The sequence below is a fragment of the Corynebacterium glyciniphilum AJ 3170 genome, assembly GCF_000626675.1.
GTDB lineage: Bacteria > Actinomycetota > Actinomycetes > Mycobacteriales > Mycobacteriaceae > Corynebacterium > Corynebacterium glyciniphilum.
In genome coordinates this window covers 1,303,168-1,318,769 of sequence record NZ_CP006842.1, presented here as the reverse complement: position 1 = coordinate 1,318,769, position 15,602 = coordinate 1,303,168, and the positions used below count along the sequence as shown (strand labels likewise).

Genomic DNA, 15,602 nt, shown 5'->3' with positions numbered 1-15,602 from the left:
CGCGACGATTCCGGGGCGCAGTCAGCTGGCGTTCCGGGCGGGCCGGAGTTCACGCGGCAGTGAGAAGACCAGGTCCTCCGTGGCGGTGGTAACCTCCTCGATACTTGAGAAGCCGTGCTCAGCGAGCAGTTCAAGCACTCCCCGCACCAGCAGTTCCGGGACCGAGGCGCCCGAGGTGACTCCCACCGAGGTGACGCCGTCGAACCACGACGGGTCGACCTGCTCGGCGTAGTCGACCAGGTAGGACTCCTTCGTTCCGTGCTGGAGCGCGACCTCGACCAACCGCTTCGAGTTCGACGAGTTCTGTGAACCCACGACGATCATCAACTCGACCTGCGGAGCAATCGCCTTCACCGCGACCTGCCGGTTCTGGGTGGCGTAGCAGATGTCGTCACTCGGCGGCGTCTCCAGCTGCGGGAACTTCTCGTGGAGGAGTTTCACCGTACGCATCGTCTCGTCGACGCTCAGGGTGGTCTGTGAGAGCCAGATCAGCTTGGTCCCCTCGGGGAACTCCAGCGCATCGACGTCCTCCTGCCCGTCGACCAGGTGCACCACATCCGGTGCTTCTCCTGCGGTCCCCTCGACTTCCTCGTGACCGTGGTGGCCGATGAGGATGATCTGGTAGCCCTGCTTGGCGAAACGCTTGACCTCGTTGTGCACCTTGGTCACCAGTGGACAAGTCGCGTCGAAGGTCTTCAGGTTCAGCTGTTTCGCCTCGAGATGCACCTGCGGGGAGACCCCGTGGGCCGAGAACACGACATTGGCGCCCTCCGGCACCTCCGTCGTCTGGTCGACGAAGATGACGCCGCGTTCCTCGAGCGTCTTGACGACATGCTTGTTGTGCACGATCTCCTTGCGGACGTACAGGGGTGCGCCGTGCTTTTCCAGCGCCTTCTCCACCGTCTCCACGGCTCGGTCGACGCCTGCGCAGTAACCACGCGGCGCCGCCAGCAGCACGCGCTTGCTGTCGCGCCTGTCGGCGTCCAGCCTCGGGCTGTCGATGGTGGTCGTCGGGGCAATTGTGGTGAAGTTATCCACAGGTGAAGCCTCAGTCATGTCCCCCATGCTATCGGACCTCTACAATCAGAGCCATGTCAGATGCCTCGCCGCCGTCAGGTTCACCGCCGTCACCGACCTCTGCGGAGTCACCGTGGCCGGTCCACGTGGTCAATGACAAGGTGAAGGGGTGGATTGAACGCCTCGGCCATCTCTGGGTGGAAGGGCAGATCACCCAGGTCAACATGAAGCCGTCCTGGAAGCTCTCCTACATCACCCTGCGTGACGTGGAGAAGGAGCAGTCCATCCCTCTGACCTGCTCAACATCGATGCTGCGTTCCATGCCCACACCACTGAAGAACGGCGATCGGGTGGTGGTCTACGGGAAACCTGCCTTCTACTCGGGGCGCGGCTCATTCTCCCTGTGGGTCTCACGTGTTCAACACGTCGGTGTCGGCGAACTGCTGGCACGGATGGAACAGCTCAAGCGTGCCCTGGATGCTGAGGGGTTGTTTGACGTCCGGCTCAAGCGCCCTCTGCCGTTCCTGCCCCGCCGGGTCGGTCTGATCACCGGACGTGGCTCCGCCGCGGAACGGGACGTCCTGGCTGTCGCCCACGACCGGTGGCCCGCGGTTCAGACCGAGGTCATCAACACCGCGGTCCAGGGCCCCCAGGCGGTGCCTCAGGTCCTGGCCGCGCTCCAACAACTGGAGTCCGATCCACGGGTCGACGTCATCATCGTGGCCCGCGGCGGTGGTTCGGTGGAGGACCTCCTCCCCTTCTCGGAGGAAGCCCTGATCCGCCAGGTGAGCCGGATGACCACCCCGGTTGTCAGCGCCATCGGTCATGAGCCCGACAACCCGATTCTCGACAACGTCGCCGACCTCAGAGCCGCCACACCGACCGATGCCGCCAAACGAGTCGTCCCCGACGTCGCGGCTGAGCTCGAGCTCGTCACTGAGCTCCGGGATCGCGCCGCCGGGGCCCTGCGTTCCTGGGTCGCCAATGAGCAGCGGGGCCTGTCCACCGTCCGGTCCCGACCTGTCCTGGCCGATCCCCTCCTGCCGATCCGTCGTGAACAGGACCTCGTGTCCGAAGCCCGGGACCGCAACGACCGCGCGTTGGGAATCACTATCCGGGACATGCGCTCCCAGATCACCTCCCTGAAAGCACAGGTCAACGCACTGGGACCGTCTCAGACCCTGCGCCGCGGCTACTCCGTGGTGCAGGTGCTCCCACGGGACCACACACCACCGCAGGTTGTGACGACGGTCGACGACGTCACACCGGGATCCCAGCTCAGGATCCGCGTCCTCGACGGGTCCGTCACCGCCGCAGCCATGGCCGTACAGCGCGCGGAGGGGACCACCGCACCTGCCCCGGGCAACACACCCACGTCCTCCGACCCAGACCGAAGCACCGACCGAAAGGACCCCGCCACCGATGAGTGACAGCGACAACAAGCAGACGTTCCGCCCCCTGGAGGAACTGAGCTACGAACAGGCCCGTGACGAACTGGTGGAGGTCGTCAAGATCCTCGAACTCGGGCAGATGAGTCTGGATGAGTCACTGCGCTACTGGGAACGGGGAGAAGAGCTCGCCGCGTACTGCGAGCGTTACCTCGACGGCGCGTCCGAGCGGGTGGAGGCCGCTCTGCAGAACCGCCACGACGCCGACAGCTCGGAGAACTCCTCCGACGAACCGGAGGAGTCGGAGCAACCGGACTAGCTTGTGACGATCGGGTCAGTCGTCACCACTTTGTCCGCCAGGGTCTCGTAGATGTCACCGGTGGCGGTCCCGGACAGCAAGACGGTGGACTCCCCCAGGTCAGCCGCCCAGATGGTGCGGGCGTCATCCCCGCTGAAGATCCGCCAGGTGACCGTGTCGCCCGCGTCCCCGGCGTCCCCGACCATTTCCGCCGTCTTTCCGGAGGCGGAACTACGATACGAGTCGGTTTCCTCGCGGTAGTCGTCGTCCACGTCCGCCACAGCGTCCTCGAGGTCAGCGCCGGTCTGGGTCAGCGAAATGTAGTACTTCTCGTCCACGACCCACCCCGCGATCGAGGACGGCTCCCCGTCCACCGTCGTCCGTCGCCCCGAATTGGCCTGCCAGTTGTCCGGCACGTCCGGGTTGCGCACCGGGATGCTCAGACTCCGCGCTTCGGTGCCCAGGATCGAATCGATGTCCACCTCGTTGACCTGCCCCGTCGTTTCTGCCGGGCCAGGGTTGTAACTGCACAATCCGGTAAAGCCGACAGAGAACGCCATCACCAGCCCCAGCACGCCCAGGGAAATCAGCAGGTCGCGGGTGGAGGTGAACATGCGCGGTTTCTCGAGTTTCACGGCACCGATTATTGCAGACAACCGGACCAGGACCCCTAACCGTCGCCATCGGGCGACCGTGTGGGGACACCTGGGAGGAGTCATGGAACAATGGAGGGCACCCCCGATGCTCGCCCGATATCAGAAAGCTGGTCTCCCATGACTTCCGGATCCGACTCCGTCCCCACCCCTCCCGAGGCACTGCCCGCCGCCTCCCCGGACCGCAACCTCGCCATGGAGCTCGTCCGCGTCACCGAAGCCGCGGCGCTGGCCTCGGGCAAATGGGTGGGCCGCGGCAAGAAGGAGTCCGGCGACGGTGCCGCTGTCGACGCCATGCGACGGATGATCAACACAGTGCAGATGAACGGCACCGTGATCATCGGTGAAGGCGAGAAGGACGAAGCCCCGATGCTCTTCAACGGGGAACAGGTCGGCACCGGCGAAGGTCCGGCCGTCGACATCGCCGTCGATCCTGTCGACGGGACGACCCTGATGGCCGAGGGACGCCCCAACGCCATCTCCGTGCTCGCCGCCGCCGAGCGTGGTGCGATGTACGATCCCTCCGCCGTGTTCTACATGAAGAAGATCGCCGTCGGTCCGGAAGCTGCCGGCAGCATCGACATCGAGGCTCCCGCCGCGCACAACATCAACGCGGTCGCCAAGGCCAAAGGCGTCCATCCCTCCGACGTCACCGTCGTTGTCCTGGACCGCCCCCGCCACACCGACCTGATCGCCGAGATCCGGGCTGCCGGCGCGAAGGTTCGCCTCATCGGCGACGGCGACGTCGCCGGTGCCGTGGCCGCCGCGGGCGAAAGCCACGCCGTGGACCTGATGATGGGCACCGGTGGCACTCCGGAAGGGATCATCACCGCCTGCGCGATGAAGTGCATGGGTGGCGAAATCCAGGGCATCCTGGCCCCCACCGACGATGCAGAACGCCAGAAGGCCCTCGACGCAGGTCTTGCACTCGACACCGTCCTCGGAACGAACGACCTGGTGTCCTCGGACAACTGCTACTTCGTCGCCACCGGCGTCACCAACGGCGACATGCTCCGCGGCGTGAGCTACCGAGCTGGCGGAGCAACCACCCGGTCGCTGGTCATGCGCTCCCGGTCCGGCACGATCCGGAACATCGAGGCCACCCACCAGTTGCAGAAGCTCAAGGACTACTCGGTCCAGGACTACATCTGACGTCCGCCCCACCCCCGCAGCGACCCGACACCACCGCGGTGCGGGTACCCTTATATGTCAGTCGACACAATAATCAGGAAGGACACGACAGTTCATTATGAGTGAGCAGGAATTCCGCATCGAGCACGACACCATGGGCGAGGTCAAGGTCCCGGTCAACGCCCTGTGGCGTGCCCAGACCCAGCGTGCCGTGGAGAACTTCCCGATCTCCGACCGTCCCCTGGAGGCCGCGCAGATCCGGGCGATGGGGCTGTTGAAGGCAGCCTGTGCCCAGGTCAACAAGGACTCCGGTGCGCTAGACGGTGAGAAGGCTGACGCCATCATCGCCGCCGGTAAGGCCATCGCAGAGGGCACCTACAACGACGAATTCCCGATCGACGTCTTCCAGACCGGCTCCGGTACCTCGTCGAACATGAACACCAACGAGGTCATCGCCTCGCTGGCGAAGCAGAACGGTGTGGAAATCCACCCGAACGACGACGTGAACATGGGCCAGTCGTCCAATGACACCTTCCCTACCGCGACACACGTCGCGGCGACCGAGGCGGCCGTCACCGATCTGATCCCCGCGCTGAAGGTTCTGCACACCTCTCTGGCCACCAAGGCAACAGAGTGGAAGAACGAAGTGAAGTCGGGGCGTACCCACCTCATGGACGCCGTCCCGGTGACCCTCGGCCAGGAATTCGGCGGATACGCCCGCCAGATCGAGCTCGGTATCGAGCGTGTCGAGGCCACCCTCCCTCGCCTGGGTGAGCTGGCCATCGGTGGCACCGCCACCGGAACCGGTCTGAACACCTCGGCCGACTTCGGCGCGAAGGTCACCGAGGAGCTCAAGAAGCTCACCGGTGTCGAGCAGCTCACCGAAGCGGAGAACCACTTCGAGGCACAGGCCGCACGCGATGCGCTCGTCGAGTTCTCCGGCGCGATGCGTACCATTGCCGTGTCCCTGAACAAGATCGCCAACGACATCCGCATGATGGGCTCCGGTCCGCTGACCGGATTCGCCGAGATCCACCTCCCTGATCTTCAGCCGGGGTCCTCGATCATGCCGGGCAAAGTCAACCCCGTGCTGTGCGAGACCGCCACCCAGGTCGCCGCCCAGGTCATCGGCAACGATGCCGCCATCGCTTTCGGTGGCGCACAGGGCCACTTCGAGCTCAACGTGTTCATCCCGATGATGGCCCGCAACGTGCTGGAGTCCACCAAGCTGCTCGCGAACACCTCCCGGGTCTTCGCCGAACGTCTCGTCGACGGCATCGAGCCGAACAACGAGCGCATGCGTACTCTGGCCGAGTCGTCACCGTCCATCGTGACCCCGCTGAACTCGGCGATCGGCTACGAGGCCGCCGCCAAGGTCGCCAAGACCGCACTCGCTGAGGGCAAGACCATCCGTCAGACGGTCATTGACCTCGGTTATGTCCCGGACACGCTGTCCGAGGACGAGCTGGACAAGCGCCTCGACGTGCTGGCGATGGCCAACACCGACCGCGACTAATCCAGGTCGGCCCACCCGCCGATCCCCGCACGCGCCGTAGGGCGCCGTGGCTCCACTGCCGCGGCGCCCTACGGCGTTCTAGGCTGGGGGCATGTCGGTCGATTCTCCTGCCACCCCCAGTCACGTCACCGTACGCGGAGCACGTGTCAATAACCTGAAGAACGTCGATGTCGACATCCCCCTCAACCGACTCGTGGGTATCGCCGGGGTGTCCGGTTCCGGAAAGTCTTCACTGGCGCTGGGGGTTCTTTACGCAGAAGGGTCACGGCGCTACATCGAAGCCCTGTCCACCTATACCCGACGGCGAATGTCCCAGAGCGCCCGGGCCGAGGTCGATTCCGTGGAGCACGTCCCGGCCGCCCTGGCACTACGGCAACGCCCCGGCGTACCCGGGGTCCGCTCGACGTTCGGCACCCTCACCGAACTTCTCAACGTCCTTCGTCTGATGTTCTCTCGGCTGTCGTCGCATGTCTGCCCGAACGGCCACCGGGTCTCCCCCACGCTCGCGGTCGCCGCCGAACGGCCGTTCTCCTGCCCCGTCTGTGACGAACCGGTGTCACCGCCAGGCGCGGAGGACCTCGCCTTCAATTCCGGTGGGGCGTGTCCCCGGTGCGAGGGCACCGGCGCGATCCGCACCGTCGACGACTCGACCCTCGTACCGGATCCCACGAAGACGCTGGACGGCGGCGCGGTGGTCCCGTGGTCGATGTTCGGCTTCAACGTGCAGCCCGACATCGCCCGGGAGTTCGGCGTGCGCACCGACGTCCCCTGGAACAGGCTCTCCGATTCCGAGAAAGAGATCGTTCTTGACGGCCCGGAGGAGAAGAAGCATATCTCCGTCACCTCGGTGAAAGGTGTCCATGAACTCGATTTCACGTTCCGCAACGCCCGGTTGACGGTGATCCGCGAACTGGAACGCGCGGATACCGAGAAGAGGTTGGACCGGGTGAGCAGGTTTCTTTCCACCGGGACGTGTCCGGACTGTCACGGCACGCGGCTCAGTGAAGCCGCCCGCACGCCGCGGATCATGCTCAGCAGCAACGACGGTGACGGTGACGACGGAGGAATGAATCTGGCGGAAGTTACCGCGCTTCCACTCAATGACGTGCTCACCTGGGCGGCACGGGTACCGGACTCTCTCCCGGAGGAGATGCACGCCCTCGCCAACGGGCTCATCGACACACTGCAGCAGATGTCGCAGCGACTCACGGAACTCGGCCTCGGATATCTCTCACTGGATCGTGCCGGCTCCACCTTGTCGACCGGTGAGCGTCAACGGATCCAGTTGTCGCGTGCAGTCCGTAACCGCACAACCGGGGTCCTGTACGTCCTCGATGAGCCGTCGATCGGCCTCCACCCGGCGAATGTCGACGGTCTCCTGGGTGTCATGTCCGACCTGGTGGCGGACGGAAATTCGGTGGTGTTCGTCGACCATGACGTCCAGGTACTCCGTCGCGCCGACCACCTTGTGGAGATCGGTCCCGGGTCTGGCGATCAGGGCGGTTCTGTGGTGGCGACCGGTGATACCGCCGACCTCACGGCCTCCGGTGTCTCGCGGTTGGCCGGATTTCTGGACGGTGCTGAACCGGTCGTGGTCCGGGACCGTGCCGATGCCGGCTCGCTCTTTGCGGGTGGAGCGATCCACCTGGAAACTGCCCAGATCCACACGGTTCACCCCCTTACGGTCGATATCCCTGTCGGACGTGTGACGGCGGTGACGGGAATGTCAGGCTCCGGCAAGACGACGCTGATTCTCGAGTCCCTGGTCCCCGCACTCCGCGACAGGGATCCCGGTCATGTGACCGCATGTGACGCTCCGCCCGGCACCACGGTCCACGTCGTTGACGCGACGCCGATCGGGATCAACGTCCGCTCGACAGTAGCGACGTACTCCGGTGTGATGGACGATCTCCGCGCTGCATACTCCGCGACCGAGCAGGCGATGACGGACGGCCTGACCGCCTCCGACTTCTCCTACAACACCCGGTCCCGGAAGACGTCACGGGGGCGTCCGCTGGCGTGCCCCCGCTGCGAGGGCACCGGTGAGGTGTCGCTGGACGTCCAGTTCCTTCCTGACATCGATATCCCGTGCCCGGAGTGCGGTGGACGCCGGTACTCCCCCGATGCCGACCGCTACCGTCGTGACGGCGTCAGCCTGCCCGAGCTGCTCGGCATGACCGTCGCAGAGGCGCGCGAGGTGGTCAGCGGGCTTCCGAAGGTCGGCCGGCGACTCACTGCGCTGACTGACCTGGGACTGGGTTATCTTGTCCTCGGTGAGGCCACACCCGCCTTGTCCGGCGGAGAAGCGCAGCGCCTGAAGCTGGTCAATGAAGTGCACCGGACCCAACGTGATGCGGTGTTCATCCTGGATGAGCCGAGCGTCGGTCTGCACCCCAGTGACGTGCGTACGCTGCTCGAGGTCCTGCAACGACTGACCGAGCAGGGAGCGACGGTGATCGTTATCGAGCATGATCTCGATATGGTGGCCAACGCCGACTACGTCGTCGACATGGGCCCGGGTGGAGGCTCCGACGGCGGCCGGGTGGTCAGCGCCGGGACACCGGACGAGGTGGCGGCCGATTCAGCGTCGGTGACGGGGCGGCACCTCGCGCAGCACTGCGCTCTTCCCGTGTGCGACGATACATCCCATGACGATCACCGCAGCCGCTGACGGCTCTGCCCTCGGAAATCCCGGTCCGGCAGGATGGGCCTGGTACATCGACGACCACACCTGGCGCGCCGGAGGTTGGCCCCACGGCACCAACAACATGGGTGAGTTGAAGGCAGTCCTCGACCTGCTCGAGGCCACGGCGGCCGAACCCTCTACCGCCGACGAGCATCTGCTGATCCTGTGTGACTCCCAGTACGTGATCAACTCCGTCACGAAATGGATGCCGGGGTGGAAGAAGAAGGGGTGGAAGAAGAAGGACGGCAAGCCGGTCCAGAATGTCGAGTTGATGCAGGCGATCGACGCGGCCATGCAGGGGCGCGCAGTTGACTTCGAGTGGGTGAAAGGGCATGCGGGACATCCGCTGAACGAGGCGGCGGACACACGTGCCAATGCTGCAGCCACCGCATATTCGGCGGGTCGCGCGCCGGAGACCGGGCCCGGTCTCGACGCATACGGCAGCGGCCGGACGTCGTCGGACACCACCACACCGGCCCCTTCAACCCCGTCCTCTGCCGGGACGCCGAAGGCCGATGCTGCAGATACGGGAGAGACGGGAGAGACCACAGCCGTCACAGACGCTGCTGAGCGTGAACTGGCGCTCTACACCGATGAAGTCCGGGGCAACCGTGAGTTCGCCGAAGCACTCCTGCACCCCGACCTCTGTGTCATCGACAGTGCAGGAACGGTCCTGAACCGCCGCGAGTACCTGGCGTCCCTGGCGCCCCTACGCGGTTTTGATCGGCTTGAGATCTCTGACGTCGTTACTGAAGCCCTCTCCGACAGCGCGGTACTGGTTCGCTCCACAGCCAGTGGTGCCTACGGCAGAACGGTGCGTAGTTCACTCTGGGTCCGACACGGTTCGAGTGATTCTCCTCTCGTTCTGCGACATCACCAGCAGACCATAAGGAGCTGACCACCCCCATAAGGGGGTTAACGATATTTTTGCATTGCGTGCAACTTTTCACTCGGTGTAGACCTGTCTCGTGACTGAGACAAGGAACGAATCCACACAGAGCACCGCGGAGTGCGGTCTTCGCGAGCGCAAACGCCGGGAAACCCGGCTACGCATCGAAGACTGTGCTACGGCGCTCATCCTGGAGCACGGATTCCACCAGGTCACCATTGACGAGATCTGTGAGAAGGCCGAGGTGAGTCGTCGGACGTTCTTCAACTACTTCGACTCCAAGGACCAGGTGGCCGCAGGCCGGGGTGTACCTCCGATCCCGGCGGACGACCTGGAGGCCTTCGCCACCACCGACTCCACCAACATCATCCGTGACATCCTCGACTACATCGGGAAAGCGGTGGATACTGACCCCGACTCGGCGCTACGTCTGTCCCCGGACCGGGCCACCAGCCTGACGATCCGGGAACGCCGACGTCGGATCGTCCTGGAGACCCCGGAGCTCAGCGCCGCGGGCATGCGACGGTTCGATGCCCTGGCCGGAGACATCCTCGCCGCCATCACCGCGTTCCTCACGCGTTTCCCCGAGCACCGGCATCTGCCGGATGTCACCGTCCATCAGGAGTCACTGCAGTTGACTGGCCTTATTCGCACGGCACTGGCCACCGGAGGACTTCTCCACCGCGAGCAGCCGGAGTTGACCAAGTGGGAGGTCCTCACCCACGCAGGCCGACACATGACAGCCCTCGCGGCCAATTACTCCCATGGCTGGGACTAACCCCTGACCGTCCGATCCCCACGCAAGAAAGCACGAGAAGAGATCCTTCATGAGCACAGTTGAGAAACTCGAGTCGTCACCGACGACTCATGAGGACACGCACGCCTCAAAGAACAATATTCCCCTGGTCTTCGCCAGCCTCATGCTCGGCATGCTGCTGGTGTCCCTGGGTCAGACGATCTTCGCCACCGCACTACCGACCGTCGTCGGCGAACTCGGCGGCGTCGACCAGATGAGCTGGGTCATCACGGCATTCCTGCTGGCCCAGACGATCGGACTGCCGATCTACGGCAAGCTCGGCGACCAGATCGGTCGTAAACCCCTGTTCATCTTCGCCCTGAGCATGTACCTCATCGGGTCGGTGGTCGGTGCCCTCGGACAGAACATCTGGATCATCATCATCGCCCGCGCCATCCAGGGGCTCGGCGGCGGCGGCATGATGGTGCTGTCACAGGCCATCATCGCCGACATCATCCCTGCCCGCCAGCGCGGCAAGTACATGGGCCTGATGGGGTCCGTGTTCGGCCTGTCGTCCGTCCTGGGCCCGCTGCTCGGTGGATTCTTCACCGACGGCCCCGGCTGGCGCTGGGCTCTCTGGTTCAACGTTCCGCTGGCTCTCGTCGCGATCGTCATCGCCGTCTTCGCCATGCACCTGCCGGCCCGTGGCGGCGGACATGCGAAGCTGGATGTCTGGGGTACCGTCTTCATGGCCGGGTTCGCCACCTGCCTGATCCTCTTCCTCAGCTGGGGAGGCAAGGACTACGAGTGGGGCTCCGCCACGATCATCGGCCTGATCATCGCCACCGTGGTGTGCGCGGTCCTGTTCGTCTTCGTTGAGCTCCGCGCCAAGGAGCCGCTCATCCCGATGACGCTGTTCGCTAACCGGAACTTCGTGCTGTGCACTCTCGCCGGCCTCGTCATCGGTGTAGTCATGCTGGGCACCCTGTCCTACATGCCGACCTACATCCAGATGGTCCACGGTATGTCGCCGACCAAGGCCGGTCTGATGATGATCCCGATGATCCTCGGTATGATGCCCACGTCCATTGTCGTCGGCATCATCGTCAGTCGGACCGGTAACTACAAGTGGTACCCGGTCGTGGGCATGTTCGTCACCGCCGTCGGCCTGTTCCTTCTCGGCGGGCTCGAGACCCACGACAGCCTCGTGCACCTCGGACTTGTGCTGTTCGTCTTTGGTTTCGGACTGGGCTGCGCCATGCAGATCCTGGTGCTGATCGTGCAGAACGCTTTCCCGGTCACCATGGTCGGCACCGCGACCGCATCGAACAACTTCTTCCGGCAGATCGGAATGTCGGTGGGGTCGGCGATCGTCGGTTCGGTGTTCACCTCGCGCCTGCAGTCGCTGATGGGTGAGCGTGTCCCCGGCGCCATGCAGGAGATGGGCCCCGACGCCGCGCAGTACACCGATTCTTTCTCCGACAGTGGTTCACACAGCATCACCCCGGACCTGGTCAACCAACTTCCGGACGTATTGCACGAAGCTGTGATCACCAGCTACAACGATGCGTTGGTCCCGATCTTCACCGTACTGATCCCGCTGGCCGTCATCGCCGGTATCGTCCTGATCTTCACCCGGCAGGAGAAGCTCAAGGACACCGTCGAATAGGAGCTGCTACTCCTTGACCCGTGCCTGGTACTCCGGGTACGCGGGTCCCCCCTCGAGAATCTTCTCCAGGAGAAGGATGTCGCGCCAACGACCTTCCATCGGGCCGTAGTTCATCCGCGCCATCGTGTGCGCGATACCGATCTCCGTGAAACCGCGCGACAGGTGCAGCTTCAGGGAGCCCTGGTTCTCCGGGAACACGGTGGAGTGCATCGCCCAGTATCCCGCCTCCGTCGCCGCGGTGATCATATGGTCCAGAAGCGCACCGGCGACTCCCCTGCCTGCAGCGTCCGGCGCTATATAGACCGAGTCTTCCAGCACCCCGTCGAATACGGACCGCCGGGACGCTTTCGACGCCGACACCCACCCGAGCACGTCGCCGTCCTCGTCGGCAACGAACATCAGGTCGGCGATCTTGTGCTCCATGAAGGCATCCCAGGAGAGAGTCTCCCCCTCATAGGTGGCGTGGCCGGTGTCCATGCCGGACTGCTGGATGCGCGCAACCTGGGCGTAGTCGTCCTCCCGCATAGGACGAATCGTGAATGTCATGGAAGGCATTGTAAACGCGCCGCGGTCACCTGCGCAGCGCAGCAGCACATCACCCTTTTTCCAGCAGACTGGTCACCAGTTCCGCGACCGCGGAGCGCTCGGACCGGGTCAAGGTGACATGCGCGAACAGCGGATTGCCCTTCAGCTTCTCCACCACGGCCTGGATACCGTCATGTCTGCCCACGCGCAGGTTGTCCCGTTGGGCGACATCGTGGGTGAGCACTACACGGGAATTGCGTCCCAACCTCGACAGCACGGTCAGCAGGACATTGCGTTCCAACGACTGTGCCTCATCGACGATGACGAAGCTGTCGTGGATGCTGCGCCCGCGGATATGCGTTAACGGCAGCACCTCAAGCAACCCACGGTCGTCGATCTCATCGAGGACATTTCCGCTGACCAGACCATCAAGCGTGTCGTAGACCGCCTGTGCCCACGGATTCATCTTCTCGATGCCGTCTCCGGGCAGGTAGCCCAGATCCTGGCCACCGACGGCATGCAACGGACGAAACACCACGATTCGACGGTGACTCTGCCGTTCCAGCACCGCCTCCAAACCCGCACACAGGGCCAGGGCCGATTTGCCTGTACCGGCCGACCCTCCCAGGGAGATGATGCCGACTTCCTCGTCGAGCAGGATGTCAAGCGCCACCCGTTGTCGCGCACTACGACCCCGGAGACCGAATGCCTCCCGGTCCTGCGGTACCTGCCGCAGGACCCCGTGAGCCGTGACACGCGCCAACGCCGATTGGCTACCGGAGGTAAGTTGTACGCCGCAGTGCACCGGCAGGTCCATCACGTCGTCGACCTCGCCCGCAGCGTCGACGGCCCCCTCTGCGAAGAGCCGGTCGATGAGATCCGGTGAGACTTCTGCGGTCACCATACCCTCGTATCCGGTCAGGACGACGTCCTGTGCACGGTATTCGTCCGCGTCCAGGCCGACGGCGCCGGCCTTCACCCGCAGGGGGACGTCTTTGGTGACCAGCGTGACGTGCTCGCCCTCCGCCCGGAGGTTGAGGGCCGACGCGAGAATCCTCCGGTCATTGTCCGCCCCGTCGTCCGGGTGAGCCCGGAGGCCTGCGGGCAACACCGACTGGTCAACGTGATTGAGTTCCACACGCAGTGTGCCACCGTCCGGGGTGACTTCGATTTCGCGGTCAAGACGTCCGCTGGCCCGGCGCAGGTCTTCGAGGAGTCCCAGTGCCTGTCGGGCGAACCAGCCGAGTTCGGGATGCTGGCGCTTCGCCTCTAGTTCGCCGACGACGACGATGGGGAGGACGACGTGGTGCTCTGCGAACTTCAACAGCGCCCAGGGGTCCGACAACAAGACCGACGTGTCGATGACATAGGTCCGGACTGCTCCGGGGAGAGCGCCCGGCACAGCAGCCGATATCGGGGTGGATGAGGTGGCGATGGTGGCTCTGGTCATGCCCCCGAGGCTAGGAACCACACGTGTAGATCACATGGTTGTGAGATGAAGACTGGGTGAACTCAGCGGGAACTGGAGGCGCGTCTGCCGCGGCAGATTCCGACGAACTGCTGAATGATGTCGTCATCACGGTCGCGTCGCCAGACCAGGGCGATCGATGTTCCGTCCACCCCCGCCAAGGACCGGTGGATGACACCGCGTCGGTTCACCGCACGGAGCAACGGACGTGGGGCAACGACGACACCGACGTTGGCGGCGACCACGTCGAGGTTCTCCCGCACGCGTCCCGGATCGACACCGCGGTAGAGCACGATCTCTTCTTCGATGTCCTCCTGGACCACGCTCTCGTTCTCGCCCACGGCCTCCAGGGCGTGCTCTTTAGGTGCCGCGATCCCCGGTGTCTCCTCGTAGAGGACAACCCGGTGGACATTGAGGGACTCCATCGCAGTGGCATCCACATTGCTGTCCGGCATCCCCTCCCATTCACCCGGCAGACGGACGATCCCGATGTCGGCTGTCCCGTTGAGCACATGGGAAAGCGGGTCGTCCGACGCCGCCGACGCCGCCTTCCACCCGTCCATGCGCTCATCGAACCTGCCGAACCACTTCCCCGGGACGACACCGGTGGCGAAGACGACCTTGAGGTAATGCATGACGGCCATCCTAGTCCCCCACTCGACCAGATAGACTCTGCAGATATGAGTGACCGGATGAAACCCCAGACGGCGGCGAAGAAGCTGAACATCTACCTGCCTGCCACACCCCAGGAGTTCCAGGACAGCACGGTGAGCCACGATGAGTTCGTGGCACTACAGAGTGACCCGCCCCAGTGGCTGCAGGATCTCCGCCGTGAAGGCCCCCACCCCCGGCCCGAGGTAGCACGCAAACTCGGCATCACCATTACCGCCCTCAAGGCCAATGACATGGATAAGCCGCTGACGACGGCGGACATCAAGGCGCTCCTGGAGAACCAACCGGAGTGGCTGCGCAGCGCCCGCAGTTCACTGGCAGAGAACCGGCCCGGTGCCGGGACCGACGAGAGCTGAGGCCGTAACCCCGGCACCACCACACTGAAAGACGTTGAGGGCCCCGTCCTTCCGGGTGACGAACCGGAAGGGCGGGGCCCTCGTGGAGAGTGCAAACGCCGGGTGACGAATCCGTCGCCGCGAAAATCTCCGCTGTGCCACAGCAGGCAGGTGAACTGCAGTCCAGGGCAGCGCGTTGGAGGTGCCGCAGCCCGAGCGCGCCGTTCCGGTGAGAAGAGGAAGCCGGAGTGCGCGGATTCGAACTGAACCCTGGGTTCCACCTGCCGTTGCGGCTGATCCACAACTGCAGTGCGTCGAGGTGACTAGCCGTCGACACATCCATGAGGTTAGCGAGACCTAAACCGGTCTGTCAACAATTAGACAACAAAAGAGTGTCTTAATTCCCGCCTGCTCGTCCCCCGACGGACTGACCTGCCCTTTCCTCTCGGATATCGACAATGACAGCTATCACCCCCGCACTACTCCCCCATATCCGTCGCACCTCATACCCGTGCACTAAATGTTTCCCACCCCACAATCCTCCCCCGGATGGGATCAAGTTACACACTTCCGGGTGCCGCTCGTTAATATGAATTTGTAACAAGTAAGAGACGTGGAT

At 64.3% G+C, this 15,602-nt stretch carries 14 protein-coding genes; 9 read left to right on the top strand and 5 right to left on the bottom strand.

The window, feature by feature from the left end; translation table 11 throughout:
• Positions 1–21 precede the first annotated feature (21 nt).
• Entirely contained in the window at positions 22–1,056 is a 1,035-nt protein-coding gene (locus tag CGLY_RS06275) for a 4-hydroxy-3-methylbut-2-enyl diphosphate reductase (RefSeq protein ID WP_081804037.1), read from the bottom strand.
• Positions 1,057–1,091: 35 nt separating this feature from the next.
• Here CGLY_RS06275 and xseA point away from each other — a divergent pair, with 35 nt between their 5' ends.
• Both xseA and CGLY_RS06265 read left to right on the top strand, forming a co-directional pair.
• Positions 1,092–2,447: an exodeoxyribonuclease VII large subunit gene (xseA, locus tag CGLY_RS06270; protein ID WP_038547504.1), complete on the top strand. Its 1,356-nt coding sequence runs from the start codon at positions 1,092–1,094 to the stop codon at positions 2,445–2,447.
• The gene (locus CGLY_RS06265) at positions 2,440–2,724 is read left to right on the top strand and encodes an exodeoxyribonuclease VII small subunit (protein ID WP_038547491.1); all 285 of its coding nucleotides are present in this window, start codon (positions 2,440–2,442) and stop codon (positions 2,722–2,724) included. Before xseA ends, CGLY_RS06265 begins: the two co-directional genes overlap by 8 nt.
• Here CGLY_RS06265 and CGLY_RS06260 read toward each other — a convergent pair.
• Entirely contained in the window at positions 2,721–3,338 is a 618-nt protein-coding gene (locus CGLY_RS06260; RefSeq protein ID WP_227590408.1) for a DUF4245 domain-containing protein, read from the bottom strand. The genes CGLY_RS06265 and CGLY_RS06260 overlap by 4 nt on opposite strands.
• Positions 3,339–3,476: 138 nt before the next feature.
• Between CGLY_RS06260 and glpX the strand changes: the two genes are divergently transcribed.
• The 6 genes from glpX (at position 3,477) to CGLY_RS06230 (ending at position 11,983) form a co-directional block, all read left to right on the top strand.
• Positions 3,477–4,508, top strand: coding sequence for a class II fructose-bisphosphatase (gene glpX / locus CGLY_RS06255; protein WP_052539766.1), 1,032 nt, complete (start codon positions 3,477–3,479; stop codon positions 4,506–4,508).
• 97 nt (positions 4,509–4,605) lie between these two features.
• Positions 4,606–6,003, top strand: coding sequence for a class II fumarate hydratase (locus CGLY_RS06250; RefSeq protein ID WP_038547485.1), 1,398 nt, complete (start codon positions 4,606–4,608; stop codon positions 6,001–6,003).
• Positions 6,004–6,094: 91 nt separating this feature from the next.
• Positions 6,095–8,674: an excinuclease ABC subunit UvrA gene (locus CGLY_RS06245; protein ID WP_038547482.1), complete on the top strand. Its 2,580-nt coding sequence runs from the start codon at positions 6,095–6,097 to the stop codon at positions 8,672–8,674.
• Entirely contained in the window at positions 8,652–9,587 is a 936-nt protein-coding gene (locus CGLY_RS06240; protein WP_038547479.1) for a ribonuclease HI family protein, read from the top strand. Before CGLY_RS06245 ends, CGLY_RS06240 begins: the two co-directional genes overlap by 23 nt.
• 70 nt (positions 9,588–9,657) lie before the next feature.
• Positions 9,658–10,356: a TetR/AcrR family transcriptional regulator gene (locus CGLY_RS06235; RefSeq protein WP_038547476.1), complete on the top strand. Its 699-nt coding sequence runs from the start codon at positions 9,658–9,660 to the stop codon at positions 10,354–10,356.
• A 49-nt stretch (positions 10,357–10,405) separates the two neighbouring features.
• Positions 10,406–11,983 (top strand): MDR family MFS transporter, encoded by a 1,578-nt coding sequence (locus tag CGLY_RS06230; RefSeq protein WP_038547474.1) that lies wholly within the window; start codon positions 10,406–10,408, stop codon positions 11,981–11,983.
• 6 nt (positions 11,984–11,989) lie between these two features.
• Here CGLY_RS06230 and CGLY_RS06225 read toward each other — a convergent pair whose 3' ends face one another.
• From CGLY_RS06225 to CGLY_RS06215, 3 genes are all read right to left on the bottom strand, one after another.
• The gene (locus CGLY_RS06225) at positions 11,990–12,529 is read right to left on the bottom strand and encodes a GNAT family N-acetyltransferase (protein WP_052539765.1); all 540 of its coding nucleotides are present in this window, start codon (positions 12,527–12,529) and stop codon (positions 11,990–11,992) included.
• Between the two features lie 49 nt (positions 12,530–12,578).
• Positions 12,579–13,958: a PhoH family protein gene (locus tag CGLY_RS06220; protein ID WP_038547469.1), complete on the bottom strand. Its 1,380-nt coding sequence runs from the start codon at positions 13,956–13,958 to the stop codon at positions 12,579–12,581.
• 62 nt (positions 13,959–14,020) lie between these two features.
• Entirely contained in the window at positions 14,021–14,611 is a 591-nt protein-coding gene (locus CGLY_RS06215; RefSeq protein ID WP_038551636.1) for a type 2 periplasmic-binding domain-containing protein, read from the bottom strand.
• Positions 14,612–14,668: 57 nt separating this feature from the next.
• Between CGLY_RS06215 and CGLY_RS06210 the strand changes: the two genes are divergently transcribed.
• Positions 14,669–15,004 (top strand): DUF5997 family protein, encoded by a 336-nt coding sequence (locus CGLY_RS06210; RefSeq protein ID WP_144313732.1) that lies wholly within the window; start codon positions 14,669–14,671, stop codon positions 15,002–15,004.
• The last annotated feature ends 598 nt before the right edge of the window (positions 15,005–15,602 follow it).

Coding starts and splice junctions, on each gene's coding strand:
- CGLY_RS06245 (WP_038547482.1), top strand. CDS start 6,095: ATGTCGGTCGATTCTCCTGCCACCCCCAGTCACGTCACCGTACGCGGA.
- CGLY_RS06215 (WP_038551636.1), bottom strand. CDS start 14,611: ATGCATTACCTCAAGGTCGTCTTCGCCACCGGTGTCGTCCCGGGGAAG.
- CGLY_RS06225 (WP_052539765.1), bottom strand. CDS start 12,529: ATGACATTCACGATTCGTCCTATGCGGGAGGACGACTACGCCCAGGTT.
- CGLY_RS06265 (WP_038547491.1), top strand. CDS start 2,440: ATGAGTGACAGCGACAACAAGCAGACGTTCCGCCCCCTGGAGGAACTG.
- CGLY_RS06220 (WP_038547469.1), bottom strand. CDS start 13,958: ATGACCAGAGCCACCATCGCCACCTCATCCACCCCGATATCGGCTGCT.
- CGLY_RS06240 (WP_038547479.1), top strand. CDS start 8,652: ATGACGATCACCGCAGCCGCTGACGGCTCTGCCCTCGGAAATCCCGGT.
- glpX (WP_052539766.1), top strand. CDS start 3,477: ATGACTTCCGGATCCGACTCCGTCCCCACCCCTCCCGAGGCACTGCCC.
- CGLY_RS06275 (WP_081804037.1), bottom strand. CDS start 1,056: ATGACTGAGGCTTCACCTGTGGATAACTTCACCACAATTGCCCCGACG.
- CGLY_RS06230 (WP_038547474.1), top strand. CDS start 10,406: ATGAGCACAGTTGAGAAACTCGAGTCGTCACCGACGACTCATGAGGAC.
- CGLY_RS06250 (WP_038547485.1), top strand. CDS start 4,606: ATGAGTGAGCAGGAATTCCGCATCGAGCACGACACCATGGGCGAGGTC.
- CGLY_RS06210 (WP_144313732.1), top strand. CDS start 14,669: ATGAAACCCCAGACGGCGGCGAAGAAGCTGAACATCTACCTGCCTGCC.
- xseA (WP_038547504.1), top strand. CDS start 1,092: ATGTCAGATGCCTCGCCGCCGTCAGGTTCACCGCCGTCACCGACCTCT.